We start from the raw sequence: 16,509 nt of genomic DNA, 5'->3' as shown, positions 1-16,509 counted from the left end.
GAAATTCACCCCAAAAGCAGAACTTCTCTCAATTTTTTCCGACTGCTTGCGATCCTCCCTTCACGCGGTTAGGGTTGAGGGCATGAAAACCTCTCACACCCTCATTCAGCTTCGCCAGCACCGCAGCCTGTGCCTCGTCAGCGCACGACTGCCGGGCTGAATCGCGGCGCCTCGTCCCGGCTGTGAAGCCACCCCATTCGTACCACCGGCAGGCCGCCTTTTCCCGGCCACGACAACAAGGATTCCCCGATGAGCATGCTCAAAGACCCGTCTTCCAAGTACCGCGCGTTCCCGACCATCAACCTGCCGGACCGCACCTGGCCATCGAAGACCATTACCGCCGCGCCGATCTGGTGCAGCTCCGACCTGCGTGACGGCAACCAGTCGCTGATCGAGCCGATGGACGCGGTCAAGAAGCTGCGCTTCTGGAAAACCCTGGTGGCCGTGGGCGTGAAGGAAATCGAAGCGTCGTTCCCGGCGGCCTCGCAGACCGACTTCGACTTTGTGCGCACCCTCATTGAAGAAGGCCATATCCCGGACGACACCACCATCCAGGTGCTGACCCAGGCCCGTGAAGACCTGATCGCCCGCACGTTCGAATCCCTGCGCGGCGCGAAAAAAGCCATCGTCCATCTGTACAACGCCACCTGCCCGTCGTTCCGCCGCATCGTGTTCAACCAGGACAAGGAAGGCGTGAAGGAAATCGCGGTGAACGCGGCAAAGCTGTTCGTCAAATACGCGGCGCAGCAACCGGAAACCCAATGGCAGTTCGAATACTCGCCAGAGACTTTCAGCGCCACTGAACTGGAGTTCGCCAAGGAAGTCTGCGACGCGGTGATCGAAGTCTGGAACCCGACGCCCGAGCACAAGGTGATCCTCAACCTGCCCGCCACCGTGGAGGTCGCCACCCCGAACATCTACGCCGACCAGATCGAATGGTTTCACCGCAACATCACCCGCCGTGACAGCGTGCTCATCAGCCTGCACACCCACAACGACCGTGGCACGGGCGTAGCCGCTACCGAGCTGGGCCTGATGGCCGGCGCCGACCGTGTCGAAGGCTGCCTGTTCGGCAACGGCGAGCGCACCGGTAACGTCGACCTGGTGACCGTCGCGCTGAACCTCTACACCCAGGGCATCAACCCTGGGCTGGATTTCTCCGACATCGACGGCGTGCGCAAGGTGGTCGAAGAGTGCAACCAGATCCCGGTGCACCCGCGTCACCCGTACGTGGGCGACCTGGTTCATACCGCGTTTTCCGGCTCGCACCAGGACGCCATCCGCAAGGGCTTCGCCCAGCAGAAACCGGACACCTTGTGGGAAGTGCCGTACCTGCCGATCGACCCGGCCGATATCGGCCGCAGCTATGAAGCGGTGATCCGGGTGAACAGCCAATCTGGCAAGGGTGGCATCGCCTACCTGCTGGAACAGGAATACGGCATCAGCCTGCCGCGCCGCATGCAGATCGAGTTCAGCCAGGTGGTGCAGCGTGAAACCGATCGCCTCGGCCTGGAAATGACCGCCCAGCAGATCCATGCCCTGCTCCACAGCGAATACCTGCAAGCCAACACCCCGTACGCGCTGGTCAGCCATCGCCTGCAGGAAGAGAACGGCAACAGTGCCGTGGAAGTGGAAGTGGCGAGCAAGGGCCAGGGCGAGACCAACCTGCACTGGCGCGGCAAGGGCAACGGCGCGCTGGAAGCCTTGGTCGCCGGCCTGCCAATCCCCGTGGAAATCATGGACTACAACGAACACGCCATTGGCGCCGGCACCAACGCCAAGGCGGCGGCGTACATCGAACTGCGGGTCAACGGTGAGCGTGCGGTGCACGGTGTGGGCATCGATGAAAACATCACCACGGCCAGCTTCAAGGCGCTGTTCAGCGCGCTGAACCGCTCGCTGAGCCAGCCTGAGGCCAAGGCGGCCTGATCCACCGCTGCAACTAAAAAGGCCCTGGGGTATGAACCCCGGGGCCTTTTTGTTTGGCTCGGTGGGACGCGGAGCGTCCCTGGCTGCATTCCCACGCGGAGCGTGGGAACGATCAAGACTGGCGATAGCGGCCTTGTCAGACGACAAAAATGTCAGGCGTGGGTATCAACCCCAACCGTCATGGCCTGCAACAACGAGGCCCGCAAGGTTTGCAAGGCGGCCTGGGTGCCCATGATCTGGGTCTGGATAGCCATTGCCTGCTGAGCTTTCTGATCCTGGCTGGCCTGGCTCTTCTGCACGCGGGCCAATTCGGCCTGCTGCTGGGCCAACAGCTTTTCGGTCTGCTCGATCTGTTTCTTCAACTGCTCGATGATGTCCACGCCGCCGCTGGTAGGTGCACCGGCGATGTTTGCACCGCTGGTATCGACTTTCAGTGACTTTTCCTTCTTGTCGCCGGCGTCGGTCGCTGCCGTCGAGGTCACCGATGTGTCTTCGGCCGCGCCTTTGATCCGCACCGTTGGGGCCGAGAGCGGGTAAGGATTTACGCTGGTTGCACTGATAGTGGTCATTGGAATGCCTCCTTGGATGACCGTCTATCGGCAGATGGCGCCGTTTCTAAAGGGCTGAATCGTGACAATTAGATGAATTCGAACCGATCGGCATCCAGGTTCGCCGGAAACCGTGTGCGATACGCCGCCAGGTCCGCCGCGTTCAAGCACACCGTGAACACGCCATCCGCTTCACCGGCGCTAAGCAAGGTTTCACCCTGGAAATCCAGCACCTGGCTGTCGCCGGTGTAGGCAAACCCCTTGCCGTCGGTGCCAATGCGGTTCACCGCCGCCACGTAGCACAGGTTCTCGATCGCCCGGGCCGGCAGTAACCGATTCCAGTGCTGGCGCCGGGCGCCCGGCCAGTTGGCGGTGTACAGCAGCAGGTCGGTGTCCTCGGCGTCACGGCTCCAGGCCGGAAAGCGCAGGTCGTAGCAGATCAGCGGCCGAACCCGCCAACCCTTGAGTTCGAACAGCACCTGGCGCTCACCCGGCGTGTAGTGGTTGTGCTCCCCCGCCATGCGAAACAGATGACGCTTGTCGTAATGCAGCACTTCGCCGTCCGGTCGCACCCAGAGCAGGCGGTTGCGATGGCTGCCGTCGGCGGCCTGGACAATCAGGCTGCCGGTGATCACCGCATCGAGGCGCGACGCCTGGGTGCGTAGCCACACGCTGGTAGGGCCGTGTTCCGGCTCCGCCAGGGTCTGCGATTCCATGGAAAACCCCGTGGTAAACATTTCCGGGAGGATGATCAGGTCCACCCCCCGAACCTGCTCCAGCAGACTCTCGAAATGCTCCAGGTTGGCCTGGCGATCGTGCCAGGCCAGCGTGGTCTGGACCAAGGCAATGTTGAGGTTCGGCAACGCACTCAGATCACGCATAGTTTTTCCGCCGCTTCGCGCAGCGTCTCCTCGCGTTTGGCAAAGCACAGGCGCACCAGGCGCTGGCCTTGGGGTGGGTTCTGGTAGAACACCGACACCGGAATCGTTGCCACGCCGTGTTCGCGGGTCATCCAGACCGCCATGTCGACGTCGCTCAGGTCCGGCCGGATCCGGGAGTAATCCACCAGTTGGAAATAGGTGCCGGTCACGCGCTTGAAGTTGAACCGCGACGGGCCCAACAGATCGCAGAACAGGTCGCGTTTGGCCTGGTAGAAGTCCGGCAGCTCATCGACGTGTTCCGGGTGCTCGGCCATGTAGTCGGCCAGGGCGTACTGCAACGGCGTCACGCCGCAGAAACTGACGTACTGATGCACCTTGCGCAGCTCTGCGGTCAGGGCCGGCGGCGCCACCACATAGCCGGTTTTCCAGCCAGTGACGTGATAGGTCTTGCCGAACGAACTGACCACAAAGGCCCGCCGGTACAGCTCTTCGTGGGCCAGCACACTGGCATGGGGCACGCCGTCGAACACCAGGTGTTCATAGACTTCGTCGCTGACCAGGTAGATGTCGCGGTCGCGAATCAGCGCCGCCAACTGATCCAGTTCGGCGCGGCTGATCAGCGCGCCGCTGGGGTTGTGTGGCGTATTGAGGATGATCATGCGCGTGCGCGGGCTGAGGGCCTCGCCGAGCTTCTGGAAGTCGATGGCAAAGTCATCCAGGCCCAGTGGCACATGCACGCACCGCCCCCCGGCCAGTTCCACAGCAGGTTCGTAGCTGTCGTAGCACGGGTCGAACACGATCACTTCGTCACCGCGGTGCACCACCGCGGCGATGGCGCAAAAAATGCCCTGGGTCGCGCCGGGCGTTACGGTGACTTCCTGGTCGGCGTCGACGCTGGCACCGTAGCTGCGGGCGATCTTCGCGGCAATCTGCTGACGCAAAGCCGGTAGGCCGGTCATGGGCGAATACTGATTGTGACCTTGGGCGATGTGCCGGCCAACTGCATCACGCAGGGCCTGGGGGCCATCGAAATCGGGAAACCCCTGGGACAGGTTCAGCGCACCGGTCTGGGCGGCAAGCTGGGACATCTGGGTGAAAATAGTGATGCCGACATTCGGCAACTTGCTGGTGATCATCGGGGCGTCTCGGCGTCTGCACCCGGCTCTGGCGCGGCGCGGGAAAGATCGAGGATAGCCCAATCGCCGGGCATGAAAAAGGGTGCCTCTGCGGGCACCCTTTTTTCATACTGACATCCGTACCCTGTGGGAGCGAGCTTGCTCGCGATTGCGGTGGATCAGCTCACATCAATGTTGATGTACTACCGCTATCGCGAGCAAGCTCGCTCCCACAGTGGATCTTCGGTGACTCTGGATCAGCGCTTGTCGCGGCGCTTCTTGTCAGCCTTCTTGTGGTGCGACATCAGGCGACGCTTCTTGTTGACCTGGCGGTCGGTGAGCGTGTTCTTGTTGCCTTCGTACGGGTTCTCGCCGCCTTTGAACTCGATGCGGATCGGCGTGCCAACCAGCTTGAGGACGCGACGATAGGTGTTTTCCAGGTAACGGACGTACGACTTGGGCACCTTCTCGATCTGGTTACCGTGGATCACGATGATCGGCGGGTTGGCGCCGCCCAAGTGAGCGTAACGCAGCTTGATCCGGCGGTTGTTGACCATCGGTGGCGCGTGCTCGCCGACGGCGTCTTCGAGGATCTGGGTCAGGCGGTTGGTCGGCCAGCGGGTGACCGCCGACTTGAACGAGTTCTGTACCGACGCGTAGAGGTTGCCCACGCCCGTGCCGTGCAAGGCCGAGATGAAGTGGATGTCGGCGAATTCGACGAAGAACAGCCGACGCTGCAACTCGATTTTCACGAAATCGCGTTCGCTCGGCGTCATGCCGTCCCACTTGTTGATCGCGATGACCAAGGCGCGCCCGGCTTCCAGGGCGAAGCCCAGCAGGTTCAGGTCGTGGTCGACCACACCTTCGCGGGCGTCCATCACGAAGATCACCACGTTGGCGTCCTTGATGGCCTGCAGGGTCTTGACCACGGAGAACTTTTCAACTTCTTCGTGGATCTTGCCGCGCTTGCGCACACCGGCGGTGTCGATCAGCGTGTACTTCTCTTCGTTACGCTCGAAGGGAATGTAGATGCTGTCACGGGTGGTGCCGGGTTGGTCATAGACGATAACCCGGTCTTCGCCGAGCATGCGGTTGACCAGCGTCGACTTGCCCACGTTCGGGCGGCCGATGATAGCGATCTTGATCCCGTCTTTCTCGCTCGGGCCAGGAATGCGCTTGGCTTCCTCGCCTTCGGCAACGATTTCTTCCTCGCCATCTTCCGGCTCGTCTTCATCGTCTTTCGGGAAATCGGCCAGGGCGATTTCCAGCATCTGGGTGATGCCGCGGCCATGGGCGCCGGCGATCGGGATCGCGTGGCCCATGCCCAACGGTGCGAATTCGGCGCGGGCCATCTCCGGGTCGATGTTGTCGACCTTGTTGGCAACCACGTAAGAACGCTTGTTACGCTTGCGCAAATGCTCGGCGATCATCTGGTCGGCGGCGGTGAAACCGGCCTTGGCGTCTACCAGGAACAGCACCACATCGGCTTCTTCGATGGCGAGCAGCGACTGCTCGGCCATTTTTTCGTCCATGCCGTGCTCATCACCGGAGATGCCGCCGGTGTCGACCAGAATATAGGTACGCCCTTGCCACTTGGCCTCACCGTATTGGCGATCACGGGTCAGACCGGACAAGTCGCCGACGATGGCGTCACGAGTCCTGGTCAGGCGGTTGAACAAGGTGGACTTGCCGACGTTCGGTCGGCCCACCAGGGCGATTACGGGAACCATGCGGCTCTCCACTTCGTTATTTCAGAAAATACAAAAGCCGCTGCGAGGCAGCGGCTGGTGCTCGGAGACTGTCCTGTGTTGCCACAGAAGACAGGCCGCTTGGGGTCTAGCCCCAAGCATAGTCTTACTTGATGGTCAGGGCTTCCAACTTGCCGCTGTTGCCATACACATAAATCATGTTGCCCACCACCAGCGGACGGGCACGCAAGCCGTCGCTGTCGATGCGCTCACGGCCGACGAAACGGCCGTCTACCTGGCTGAGCAGGTGCAGGTAACCTTCCAGGTCACCCACTGCAACGTAGCTGGAGAACACTTCCGGGGCCGACAGTTGACGGCGGGCCAGGGAGTCGTTGCTCCACAACGCAGTGGTGGAACGCTCGTCGACGCCTTCAACCGTGCCCGAGGACAGGCTCACGTAGACGCTGCCAAAACCCTGGGCGACACCGGCGTAGCTGGACGCATCCCGCTGCCACAGCGGACGACCGCTTTCCAGGTCCAGTGCCGCTACACGGCCCTGGTAGCTGGCGACGTACAAGGTACCGCCGGACAGCAGCAAGCCGCCGTCGATGTCGACCACGCGTTCCAGTTCCGAACGACCTTGCGGAACGGCAACACGTTGCTCCCACACCGGCACGCCGTTGGAGATGTCCAGGGCAACCACTTTACCGGTCGACAAGCCAGCCACCGCGAGGCGGTTGGTAACGATTGGCGCGCTGGTGCCACGCAGGGTCAGGACCGCCGGGGTACTGTCGTACAACCAGCGCTGGTTGCCGGTGGCGGCGTCCAGACCGATCAGACGGTCATCCTGGGTCTGGACCACGACCACATCACCATTGGTGGCCGGTGGTGCGAGCACTTCACTGGTCACGCGGGCGCGCCATTTCTCTTCACCGCTGCTCGCGTCAAGCGCGACGATCTCGCCCTTGAGCGTGCCGATCATCACCAGCCCGTAACCCACGCCAACGGCGCCGGACACCGGCAGTTCGAGATCTTTCTTCCATTTCACGTCGCCGTTCATGCGGTCCATCGCGACCACTTCACCGGTGACGTCACCTGCATAGATGGTGTCGCCATCAATGGCCGGCACCAGCATGTTGTAGGTTTCGCCCTGGCCATCGCCGATGGAACGGCTCCATTGCTTCTGCAGCACGACTTCTTCTTTGAAGTCGGTCAGCTCCGCCGGAGGCAGTTCTTTCTTGCTGTTGCTGCTGCAACCCGCGGCCAGAATGGCCAGGGCCAGCAATGCTGCATGTTTCCAACGGATCACGTCACGCATCCCCTTTGGCCAGGTCGTCCAGCTTGATTTGCAGGCCACCGACTGCGGCTTCATCCGACAGCGCAGCCTTGGCTTTTTGGTAGGCCGCATTGGCCTCATCGGCACGGCCCAGCTGTACCAGCAGGTCGCCCTTGAGCTCTTCGCGGGTTGCCAGGAAGGCCTTGTCGGCATCGCCGTCGAGCAGCTTCAAGGCGTCTTCGGTCTTGTTCTGCGCCGCCAGCACCTGCGCCAGGCGCTGACGCGCCACTTCGCCCAGGGTCGGGTTGGCCGGTTTGTCGACAATAGCCTTGAGCTCGGTGGCCGCGTCGTCCAGCTTGCCGCTGTCCACGGCCACCTTGGCCACGAACAGACGACCGTACTGCGCGTAGGCGCTGCCGCCGAACTCGCTGTTGAGCTTGCCGGCCAGGTCGGCCACGCGGGCAGCGTCAGGCTTGCCATCCGGGGTCAGGGTGGTTTCCAGCAATTGCTGATAGAGCATCGAGGCGCCTTGCGACTGGTTGCTCTGGTATTTCTGGTAGGCCTGCCAGCCGAACACGATGACCAGCGCCAACAGGCCGCCAGTGACCAGCGGCTTGCCATTGCGCGTCCACCAGTCCTTCAAATCCGCCAGCTGTTCATCTTCGGTACTCGACACCCCAATACTCCTTAATCGCTAAATCGGCTGTTTGACAGCTTCAACCCTGCACGACGCAGGTGGCCAGGTGTGCAGCAAGCGCATCCCAGGCAATACTTTGTTGTTCGCCCTGGCCACGCAGGGGTTTGAAACCTACCACTTGTTGGGCCAGTTCGTCGTCACCGAGGATCAGTGCGTACAGTGCACCGCTCTTGTCGGCCTTCTTGAACTGACTCTTGAAGCTGCCGGCACCGGCATTGATCTGCAGGCGCAGGTTGGGCAACTGGTCGCGGACCCGCTCGCTCAATGTCAATGCCGCCAGTTCTGCCGCTTCGCCGAACGCGCAGAGGTAGACGTCGACCTGACGGGCCAGCTCTTCAGGCACCTTGTCCAGGGCCTCAAGCATCAGCACCAGGCGCTCGATGCCCATGGCAAAGCCCACGCCCGGGGTCGGCTTGCCGCCCATCTGCTCCACCAGCCCGTCGTAACGGCCGCCGGCACACACGGTGCCCTGGGCGCCGAGCTTGTCGGTGACCCATTCGAATACGGTCTTGCTGTAGTAGTCCAGGCCGCGGACCAGCTTCGGGTTGATCACGTAGGGAATGCCGGCGGCGTCCAGGCGGGCCTTGAGCCCTTCGAAGTGCACGCGGGATTCTTCGTCCAGGTAGTCGGCTAGCTTCGGCGCGTCCACCAGTACGGCCTGGGTGTCCGGGTTCTTGGTGTCCAGCACGCGCAGCGGATTGGTCTTGAGCCGGCGCTGGCTGTCTTCGTCCAGGTGTTCGAGACGGGCCGAGAGGAATTCCACCAGCGCGTCACGGTAGCGAGCACGGGCTTCGGCGGTGCCGAGGCTGTTGAGCTCAAGCTTGACCGCGTCACGGATGCCCAGCTCGCCCCACAGGCGCCAGGTCAGCACGATCAGTTCAACGTCGATGTCCGGGCCGTCGAGGTTGAACACTTCGCAGCCGATCTGGTGGAACTGGCGATAACGGCCTTTCTGCGGGCGCTCGTGACGGAACATCGGGCCGATGTACCAGAGTTTCTGCACCTGGCCGCCGCCGGTGATGCCGTGCTCGAGCACCGCACGCACGCACGCTGCCGTGCCTTCGGGGCGCAGGGTCAGCGAATCACCGTTGCGGTCGTCGAAGGTGTACATCTCTTTCTCAACGATGTCGGTCACTTCACCGATGGAGCGCTTGAACAGCTCGGTGAACTCGACGATCGGCATGCGTATCTGCCGGTAACCGTAGTTATCCAGCAGACGCGCCACGGTGCCTTCGAAGTAGCGCCACAGGGGCGTCTGCTCGGGCAGGATGTCGTTCATGCCACGAATGGCTTGCAGAGACTTGCTCACAAAATTTCCTTAATTCGTTCGATCAGCCGCGTGCGATGACCGCTGCGTCGGCTTCGACCTTTTCGGCCGCTTTCTCGCGGATCAGCCGTTCCAGCTCATCCACCAGATTGTCATTCGTCAGTTTCTGCGACGGCTTGCCGTCGATGTAAATCAGGTTCGGCGTACCGCCGGTGAGACCGATATGGGCCTCTTTGGCTTCGCCGGGCCCGTTGACCACGCAACCAATCACCGCGACATCCAGCGGCACCAGCAGGTCTTCAAGGCGCCCTTCCAGTTCGTTCATGGTCTTGACCACATCGAAGTTCTGCCGCGAGCAACTCGGGCAGGCGATGAAGTTGATCCCACGGGACCGCAGGTGCAGGGACTTGAGGATGTCGTAGCCGACTTTCACTTCCTCGACCGGGTCCGCCGCCAACGAGATGCGGATGGTATCGCCAATCCCTTCGGCGAGCAGCATACCGAGGCCGACGGCGGATTTCACCGTGCCCGAACGCAAGCCGCCCGCTTCGGTGATGCCCAGGTGCAGCGGCTGGACGATTTCCTTGGCCAGCAGGCGGTAGGCTTCGACGGCCATGAACACGTCGGAAGCCTTCACACTGACCTTGAAGTCCTGGAAATTCAGGCGTTCGAGGTGCTCGACGTGGCGCAGGGCCGACTCCACCAGCGCTGCCGGGGTCGGTTCGCCGTATTTCTTTTGCAGGTCTTTTTCCAGGGAACCGGCGTTCACACCGATACGGATCGGAATACCCCGGTCGCGAGCGGCGTCCACCACCGCGCGCACGCGGTCTTCGCGACCGATGTTGCCCGGGTTGATGCGCAGGCAATCCACGCCCAACTCGGCCACGCGCAGGGCGATCCGGTAGTCGAAGTGGATGTCGGCCACCAACGGCACCTTGACCAACTGCTTGATCTTGCCGAACGCCTCGGCGGCGTCCATGTCCGGCACGGAAATCCGCACGATGTCGACACCGGCGGCTTCCAGGCGGTTGATCTGCGCGACCGTGGCGGCCACGTCATTGGTGTCGCTGTTGGTCATGCTCTGCACAGCGATAGGCGCATCGCCGCCCACGGGCACGTTGCCGACCCAGATCTTTCGGGATTCGCGACGCTTGATAGGAGATTCGCCGTGCATGACTTATTGACCCAACTTCAGGCGAGCGGTCTCGCCACTGGTGAACGGAGCCACATCGACCGGCTGGCCGTTGTAGCTGACCTGCGCGCCACGGGCATAACCCAGGCGGACGGCAAATGGTGGCTTGCCGTTGATGGACGTGCTGTCGCCCTTGCGCTTGAGGCCACTGAACAACACCTTGCCATTGCCATCGGTGACCTGGGTCCAGCAATCGGCGACGAACTGGATCTGCACCTGACCTTCACCCGCAGCCGGCGCCGGAGCCGGAGTTGCCGGGGCGACGTGGGGCGCCGGCGCAGCCACGGTCGGCGCCGGGGTGCTCGGCGCGACAGGCGCCGTGGCAATCGGCGCGCCGCCCGTGCTTGGGGCAGTCGGCGTTGTCGGCGCTGGAGCAGTTGGCTCGGCGCCAGCCTGGGTGTCGGCGTCGTCCTGGCCTTGAGGCAGGGCCAGGGCGGTTTCGCCTTCGCTCTGCCCCTCCAGGACGGCCTGGTCTTCCGGCTCGTCCAGCGGATGGATCTGGGTCGTGCCGTCGGCACCTTCGACTTCAACGTGCTCAGGGTTCATGGCGACCGGCTCTTTGTTGCGCAAAGACGTCTGGTCCTGCCACCAGACGAAACCGCCACCAATCACCGCGATCAGCAGCAACAGGCTGACGATGCGCAAAATGGTGTGGGAAACGCGAACCGGCTCCTCGATGCGACCCAGGCTGTGCACGCTGCTGCCCTGGGCATCGGAACCGGTGTATTGATCGAACTGCTGGACCAGGACGGTCTGGTCCATGCCGAGCAACTTGGCATAGGCGCGGATATAGCCACGGGCGAAGGTATGCCCGGGCAGCTTGTCGAACGCGCCCGCTTCCAGGTTGCTCAGGGAAGTCACGGTGAGATTGAGCTTGAGGGCCACTTCGGCCAGCGACCAACCATTGCTTTCGCGGGCTTGACGCAGGGTCTCTCCGGGATTTACGCGAGTCGCTGCTACAACTTCGGGATGCGCCGCTTTCATCATTGCTCCGACAGGTATTGCTGATATTCCGGCGTACCGGGATAGAGTCTTTTGAGTTGCAGGCCGTAACTTGCAGCCTTGTCGCGATCTTCAAACACATGTGCCAGCCGAACGCCGAGCAATAGACTACGTGCATTTTGCTCGCTCAGCAGGCTAAAACGCTCGTAGTAGTCGCGCGCGGGCACATAATGCCTGTCTTCGTAAGACAACTCAGCCATTTCCAGCAATGCTCGCGGTTGCTGGCGGTTGAGCCGCAGGGCTTTTTCCAACTGCTGGCGGGCCAGGTCACGCTGGCCCAGTTGCACGGCGGTCATGCCCAGGTTTTCGAAAACCCGTGAACGCTCGGGGTAAAGCGTGTCGGCGGCGGCCTGCTCGAAGCGCTCGTAGGCTTCCTTGAAGCGTTTCTGCTCGAAAAGAAAGCTGCCGTAGTTGTTGAGGATCCGGGCATCCTGCGGCCGGGCCGACAGCGCCTTGCGAAAATGCTTGTCGGCCAGCTCCTGCTCCATTTCGGCCTGGAACACCAGGGCCAGGGCCGCGTTGGCATCCGCATCGCTGTCGTCCAGCTCCAAGGCTTTCTTGAGCGGGACCTTGGCCCGTTCGGTCATGCCCTGCTGCAGGTAGCCGATGCCCAACTGCACATAGGCCACACGCGCCTCGTCGCGCCCCTTGCTGGTTTTCATCGGATTGTAGTCACCCGACAGAACGCAACCGGAGCACAGCCCGGCCAACAGCAAGATGAGCGCGAAGCGCAGGGACATGGAGTTCCTCTCTTAGTGACTGTTCGCAGCGTTCTGCGCAACATCGTCGGAGGCGTTCAATTCACGCACGGCAATGTAGCGTTCGCTGCGACGGGTGCGATCCAGCACCTGCCCTACCAATTGGCCACACGCGGCATCGATGTCTTCGCCGCGGGTGGTGCGCACGGTAACGTTGAAGCCAGCGTGGTGAAGCTGATCCTGGAAGCGACGGATCGCATTGTTGCTCGGACGCTCGTAACCGGAATGCGGGAACGGGTTGAACGGGATCAGGTTGATCTTGCACGGGATGTTCTTGAGCAATTCGATCATCTCGACCGCGTGCTCGACTTTATCGTTCACATCCTTGAGCAGGGTGTACTCGATGGTCAGCACGCGCTTCTCGCCCAGGGACGACATGTAGCGCTGGCACGACTCGAGCAGCATCTTAAGCGGATACTTCTTGTTGATCGGCACCAATTGGTTACGCAATGCGTCATTGGGGGCGTGCAGCGACAACGCCAGGGAGACGTCGATGTGCTTGGCCAGCTCATCGATCATCGGCACCACGCCGGAGGTGGACAGGGTCACCCGGCGCTTGGAAATGCCGTAGCCCAGGTCATCCATCATCAGGTGCATGGCCGCGATGACGTTGTCGAAGTTCAGCAGCGGCTCACCCATGCCCATCATCACCACGTTGGTGATGGCACGGTCGACGGTCGCCGGGACGCTGCCAAAGGATTTGTTGGCAATCCACACCTGGCCGATCACTTCGGCGGCGGTGAGGTTGCTGTTGAAGCCTTGCTTGCCGGTGGAGCAGAAACTGCAATCCAGGGCACAGCCTGCCTGGGACGAAACGCACAAGGTGCCGCGTTTGCCCTGGGGAATGTACACGGTCTCGACGCAGCTGCCGGACGCCACGCGCACCACCCACTTACGGGTGCCGTCGCTGGAGATGTCCTCGCTGACCACTTCCGGACCGCGAATCTCGGCAACCGCCTTGAGCTTTTCGCGCAGGGCCTTGCTGACATTCGTCATGGCGTCGAAGTCGTCGACACCAAAGTGGTGAATCCACTTCATCACCTGGCCGGCACGGAAACGCTTCTCCCCGATCGAGTCGAAAAATTTCTCCATTTCCGGCTGGGTCAGACCCAACAGGTTGGTTTTGCCGTTCGATGTAGTCATGGATTCACCTTCACTCAAAAGCCTGGGCTTAGCGAGTGGTTACTTCAGTAGCGGAGAAAAAGTAAGCGATTTCGCGAGCAGCGGCGGCTTCGGAGTCCGAACCGTGGACGGCGTTGGCGTCGATGGACTCGGCGAAGTCGGCACGGATGGTGCCGGCAGCGGCTTCTTTAGGGTTGGTAGCGCCCATCAGCTCACGGTTGCGAGCGATAGCGTTTTCGCCTTCCAGTACCTGAACGACAACCGGACCGGACGTCATGAAGGCAACCAGCTCGCCGAAGAAACCGCGCTCGCTGTGCTCAGCGTAGAAGCCTTCGGCCTCGGCCTTGGACAGCTGCTTCATTTTCGAAGCTACAACGCGCAGGCCAGCGTCTTCGAAGCGGGTAACGATCTTGCCGATCACGTTTTTAGCAACGGCGTCAGGCTTGATGATGGAGAAAGTACGTTGAACAGCCATGGTGTAACTCCAGAAACGGTAATTTGTGAAAAATTAAACCCGCGAATTATACGCGGGTTCAGGGGTATTGCCTAACCTGCCAGCTCGATCAGTCGATTTCTTCGATCCAGAGCGTCTGAACCGCCTCCAGGACCTTCTCGCCACAGCGCCCGGAAGTATTATCGAAGTCGGGCAGCTCCATGATCCATCGCTGCAAATCGACAAAGTTGACCGTCAGCGGGTTCACGTCCGGCTTGGCTTCAGCCAACTCTTCTGCGATGCGCTGTACATCATTCCAACCATAGTTCATGACAGTGTCACCATCAGTGCGGCGCTTCGGCCGCATGGTTAAGCGAATATTTCGGGATCTCGACCACCAGGTCCTCGGTGCCGACCTTGGCCTGGCAGGTCAGCCGCGACGTCGGCTCCAGGCCCCAGGCGCGGTCCAGGTAATCTTCTTCCAGCTCATCGGCTTCGTTCAGCGAGTCGAAACCTTCGCGAATGATGCAATGGCACGTGGTGCAGGCACAGACGCCGCCGCAGGCGCTTTCGATCTCGATATCGTTGTCGTGGGCCACTTCCAGCAGGGACTTGCCGGTTTCGGCCTCGACCACCATACCGTCCGGGCAATGCTCGGCGTGTGGCAGAAAAATGATCTGCGGCATCAGTTATTCCTCGATTTCATTCAGGTTGCGCCCCGCCAGGGCGGCTTTCACCGTCGAGTCCAGGCGGCGGGCAGCAAAGGCATCGGTGACGCTCGACAGACGCTTGGTCTGTTGCTCGATGGCATAGCCGTCGGTGCCCTTGATCAATTCGGACAGTTCCTGCATTTGCAACTCGATGACCATGCGCTCCTCGGCGTCCAGCAGACGGTCGCCATCGGCTTCAAGGGCGCCTTGCACCGCTTCGATCAGGCGCTGGGCATCGACCTGCTGCTCACGCAGCACGCGGGCCACCTTGTCGTCGCCGGCGTACTGGAACGAGTCCTTGAGCATCCGGGCGATCTCGCCGTCGGTCAGGCCATAGGACGGCTTGACCTGGATGCTCGCCTCGACGCCCGAACCCAACTCGCGGGCGCTGACATTGAGCAAGCCATCGGCATCGACCTGGAAGGTCACGCGGATCTTCGCCGCACCGGCCACCATCGGCGGGATGCCGCGCAATTCGAAGCGCGCCAGGGAGCGGCAATCGCTGATCAGCTCACGCTCGCCTTGCAGCACGTGGACCATCATGGCCGACTGGCCGTCTTTATAGGTGGTAAAGTCCTGGGCGCGGGCGACGGGGATGGTGGTGTTGCGCGGAATCACCTTTTCCATCAGTCCACCCATGGTTTCCAGCCCCAGGGACAGCGGGATCACATCGAGCAACAACAGTTCGCCACCGTCACGCTTGTTGCCGGCCAGGGTATCGGCCTGGATCGCGGCGCCGATGGCCACCACCTGGTCCGGGTCGATTTCGGTCAGCGGCTGACGGCCAAAAGCTTCGGCAACGGCTTCACGAACCCGCGGCACCCGGGTCGAACCGCCGACCATGACCACCGCCTTGACCTCTTCGAGTTCAATACCCGAATCACGCACGGCGCGGCGGCAGGCCTTGAGGCTACGGGCAACCATGGGTTCGATCAGCGCGTCGAAAGCTTCGCGGCTCAGCGAAGCTTTCCACTCGCCGTGAGCGACGTCGACGCTCGCGGCCTTGGTCAGGGCTTCCTTGGCGGCGCAGGCCGTTTGCAACAATTGACGTTGTGCGCCCGGATCGAGGTCGGCGGACAGGCCCGCTTGCTCGATGATCCAACCGGCAATGGCGTGGTCGAAGTCATCGCCGCCCAGGGCACTGTCGCCACCGGTGGCCAGGACTTCGAAGACCCCACCGGTCAGGCGCAGGATCGAGATATCGAAGGTGCCGCCGCCCAGGTCATAGATGGCGACGAGGCCCTCGGCGTGCTGGTCCAGACCGTATGCCACCGCAGCGGCAGTCGGCTCATTGAGCAAGCGCAGCACATTGAGACCGGCCAGCTTGGCCGCGTCCTTGGTGGCCTGGCGCTGGGCGTCGTCGAAATAGGCCGGGACGGTGATGACCGCGCCCACCAGCTCACCGCCCAATGCCGCCTCGGCGCGCTCACGCAGCACCTTGAGAATGTCAGCCGACACCTCTACCGGGCTTTTCGGGCCTTGTACGGTGTCGATGAACGGCATATGGGATTCGCCACCGACGAAACGGTACGGCAGTTGATCGCCCAATTGCTTGACGTCGGACAGACCACGCCCCATCAAGCGCTTGACCGAGACAATGGTGTTCAGCGGGTCGGTGGCGGCGGCCCGCTTGGCCGACTCGCCCACTTCAACGTGATCGGCGTGATAGCGCACGGCGGACGGCAGGATCACTTGCCCCTGCGCGTCGGCCAGCGGTTCGGAAAGGCCGCTGCGCAAGGCAGCGACCAGGGAATTGGTAGTACCCAAGTCGATTCCCACAGCCAGGCGACGCTGGTGCGGTTGTGGACTTTGGCCGGGTTCGGCGATCTGCAGTAGGGCCATCGTAATCAGGACTTATCTGTAATCAGGCGTGCGACCGGAGCGGCACTGG

The 16,509-nt window shown here is 62.0% G+C and carries 16 protein-coding genes; 1 reads left to right on the top strand and 15 read right to left on the bottom strand.

Annotated elements, in window-relative coordinates:
- The first annotated feature begins 249 nt into the window (after positions 1-249).
- Positions 250-1,929, top strand: coding sequence for a 2-isopropylmalate synthase (gene leuA, locus J7E36_RS09540; RefSeq protein ID WP_215002182.1), 1,680 nt, complete (start codon positions 250-252; stop codon positions 1,927-1,929).
- Positions 1,930-2,081: 152 nt separating this feature from the next.
- On the opposite strand, the gene J7E36_RS09535 is transcribed toward leuA, so the two are convergent.
- From J7E36_RS09535 to hscA, 15 genes are all read right to left on the bottom strand, one after another.
- Complete coding sequence (locus J7E36_RS09535; protein ID WP_215002180.1) at positions 2,082-2,498, bottom strand: hypothetical protein; 417 nt, start codon at positions 2,496-2,498, stop codon at positions 2,082-2,084.
- Between the two features lie 68 nt (positions 2,499-2,566).
- Positions 2,567-3,358, bottom strand: coding sequence for an amidohydrolase (locus J7E36_RS09530; protein ID WP_215002178.1), 792 nt, complete (start codon positions 3,356-3,358; stop codon positions 2,567-2,569).
- Positions 3,346-4,494, bottom strand: coding sequence for a pyridoxal phosphate-dependent aminotransferase (locus J7E36_RS09525; protein WP_215002176.1), 1,149 nt, complete (start codon positions 4,492-4,494; stop codon positions 3,346-3,348). Before J7E36_RS09525 ends, J7E36_RS09530 begins: the two co-directional genes overlap by 13 nt.
- Positions 4,495-4,730: 236 nt before the next feature.
- A complete protein-coding gene (der, locus tag J7E36_RS09520; protein ID WP_215002174.1) occupies positions 4,731-6,203 on the bottom strand; it encodes a ribosome biogenesis GTPase Der in 1,473 nt (490 codons plus the stop codon).
- Positions 6,204-6,327: 124 nt separating this feature from the next.
- Complete coding sequence (gene bamB, locus J7E36_RS09515) at positions 6,328-7,479, bottom strand: outer membrane protein assembly factor BamB (protein WP_215002172.1); 1,152 nt, start codon at positions 7,477-7,479, stop codon at positions 6,328-6,330.
- Positions 7,472-8,113: a YfgM family protein gene (locus tag J7E36_RS09510; RefSeq protein ID WP_215002170.1), complete on the bottom strand. Its 642-nt coding sequence runs from the start codon at positions 8,111-8,113 to the stop codon at positions 7,472-7,474. Before J7E36_RS09510 ends, bamB begins: the two co-directional genes overlap by 8 nt.
- A gap of 40 nt (positions 8,114-8,153) precedes the next feature.
- Positions 8,154-9,443: a histidine--tRNA ligase gene (hisS, locus tag J7E36_RS09505; RefSeq protein WP_215002168.1), complete on the bottom strand. Its 1,290-nt coding sequence runs from the start codon at positions 9,441-9,443 to the stop codon at positions 8,154-8,156.
- Between the two features lie 22 nt (positions 9,444-9,465).
- A complete protein-coding gene (gene ispG, locus J7E36_RS09500; protein ID WP_060543112.1) occupies positions 9,466-10,575 on the bottom strand; it encodes a flavodoxin-dependent (E)-4-hydroxy-3-methylbut-2-enyl-diphosphate synthase in 1,110 nt (369 codons plus the stop codon).
- A 3-nt stretch (positions 10,576-10,578) separates the two neighbouring features.
- Positions 10,579-11,577: a RodZ domain-containing protein gene (locus J7E36_RS09495; protein ID WP_215002166.1), complete on the bottom strand. Its 999-nt coding sequence runs from the start codon at positions 11,575-11,577 to the stop codon at positions 10,579-10,581.
- Positions 11,577-12,335, bottom strand: a complete 759-nt coding sequence (pilW, locus tag J7E36_RS09490) for a type IV pilus biogenesis/stability protein PilW (RefSeq protein ID WP_215002164.1) — start codon at positions 12,333-12,335, stop codon at positions 11,577-11,579. Before pilW ends, J7E36_RS09495 begins: the two co-directional genes overlap by 1 nt.
- 12 nt (positions 12,336-12,347) lie before the next feature.
- Positions 12,348-13,496, bottom strand: a complete 1,149-nt coding sequence (rlmN, locus tag J7E36_RS09485; RefSeq protein WP_210642966.1) for a 23S rRNA (adenine(2503)-C(2))-methyltransferase RlmN — start codon at positions 13,494-13,496, stop codon at positions 12,348-12,350.
- A gap of 28 nt (positions 13,497-13,524) precedes the next feature.
- On the bottom strand, positions 13,525-13,950 hold the full coding sequence (ndk, locus tag J7E36_RS09480; RefSeq protein ID WP_042727994.1) for a nucleoside-diphosphate kinase: 426 nt from the start codon (positions 13,948-13,950) through the stop codon (positions 13,525-13,527).
- Between the two features lie 88 nt (positions 13,951-14,038).
- Positions 14,039-14,239, bottom strand: coding sequence for a Fe-S cluster assembly protein IscX (iscX, locus tag J7E36_RS09475; protein ID WP_215002161.1), 201 nt, complete (start codon positions 14,237-14,239; stop codon positions 14,039-14,041).
- Positions 14,240-14,252: 13 nt separating this feature from the next.
- Positions 14,253-14,594 (bottom strand): ISC system 2Fe-2S type ferredoxin, encoded by a 342-nt coding sequence (fdx, locus tag J7E36_RS09470; RefSeq protein WP_215002159.1) that lies wholly within the window; start codon positions 14,592-14,594, stop codon positions 14,253-14,255.
- Positions 14,595-14,597: 3 nt separating this feature from the next.
- On the bottom strand, positions 14,598-16,460 hold the full coding sequence (gene hscA, locus J7E36_RS09465) for a Fe-S protein assembly chaperone HscA (RefSeq protein WP_215002157.1): 1,863 nt from the start codon (positions 16,458-16,460) through the stop codon (positions 14,598-14,600).
- Between the last annotated feature and the right edge of the window lie 49 nt (positions 16,461-16,509).

Origin of the sequence: Pseudomonas fluorescens (assembly GCF_018614775.1) — a bacterium.
GTDB classification, from domain to species: Bacteria; Pseudomonadota; Gammaproteobacteria; order Pseudomonadales; family Pseudomonadaceae; genus Aquipseudomonas; species Aquipseudomonas fluorescens_BY.
The sequence above is the reverse complement of the archived record's forward strand: the minus strand, read 5'-3'. Positions and strand labels throughout refer to the sequence as shown.

What these genes read in the sequence shown, in the direction of transcription:
- pilW (WP_215002164.1), bottom strand. Translation starts at nt 12,335, where the DNA reads ATGTCCCTGCGCTTCGCGCTCATCTTGCTGTTGGCCGGGCTGTGCTCC.
- bamB (WP_215002172.1), bottom strand. Translation starts at nt 7,479, where the DNA reads ATGCGTGACGTGATCCGTTGGAAACATGCAGCATTGCTGGCCCTGGCC.
- ndk (WP_042727994.1), bottom strand. Translation starts at nt 13,950, where the DNA reads ATGGCTGTTCAACGTACTTTCTCCATCATCAAGCCTGACGCCGTTGCT.
- ispG (WP_060543112.1), bottom strand. Translation starts at nt 10,575, where the DNA reads ATGCACGGCGAATCTCCTATCAAGCGTCGCGAATCCCGAAAGATCTGG.
- J7E36_RS09530 (WP_215002178.1), bottom strand. Translation starts at nt 3,358, where the DNA reads ATGCGTGATCTGAGTGCGTTGCCGAACCTCAACATTGCCTTGGTCCAG.
- J7E36_RS09535 (WP_215002180.1), bottom strand. Translation starts at nt 2,498, where the DNA reads ATGACCACTATCAGTGCAACCAGCGTAAATCCTTACCCGCTCTCGGCC.
- iscX (WP_215002161.1), bottom strand. Translation starts at nt 14,239, where the DNA reads ATGAACTATGGTTGGAATGATGTACAGCGCATCGCAGAAGAGTTGGCT.
- hscA (WP_215002157.1), bottom strand. Translation starts at nt 16,460, where the DNA reads ATGGCCCTACTGCAGATCGCCGAACCCGGCCAAAGTCCACAACCGCAC.
- rlmN (WP_210642966.1), bottom strand. Translation starts at nt 13,496, where the DNA reads ATGACTACATCGAACGGCAAAACCAACCTGTTGGGTCTGACCCAGCCG.
- J7E36_RS09495 (WP_215002166.1), bottom strand. Translation starts at nt 11,577, where the DNA reads ATGAAAGCGGCGCATCCCGAAGTTGTAGCAGCGACTCGCGTAAATCCC.
- fdx (WP_215002159.1), bottom strand. Translation starts at nt 14,594, where the DNA reads ATGCCGCAGATCATTTTTCTGCCACACGCCGAGCATTGCCCGGACGGT.
- leuA (WP_215002182.1), top strand. Translation starts at nt 250, where the DNA reads ATGAGCATGCTCAAAGACCCGTCTTCCAAGTACCGCGCGTTCCCGACC.
- J7E36_RS09525 (WP_215002176.1), bottom strand. Translation starts at nt 4,494, where the DNA reads ATGATCACCAGCAAGTTGCCGAATGTCGGCATCACTATTTTCACCCAG.
- der (WP_215002174.1), bottom strand. Translation starts at nt 6,203, where the DNA reads ATGGTTCCCGTAATCGCCCTGGTGGGCCGACCGAACGTCGGCAAGTCC.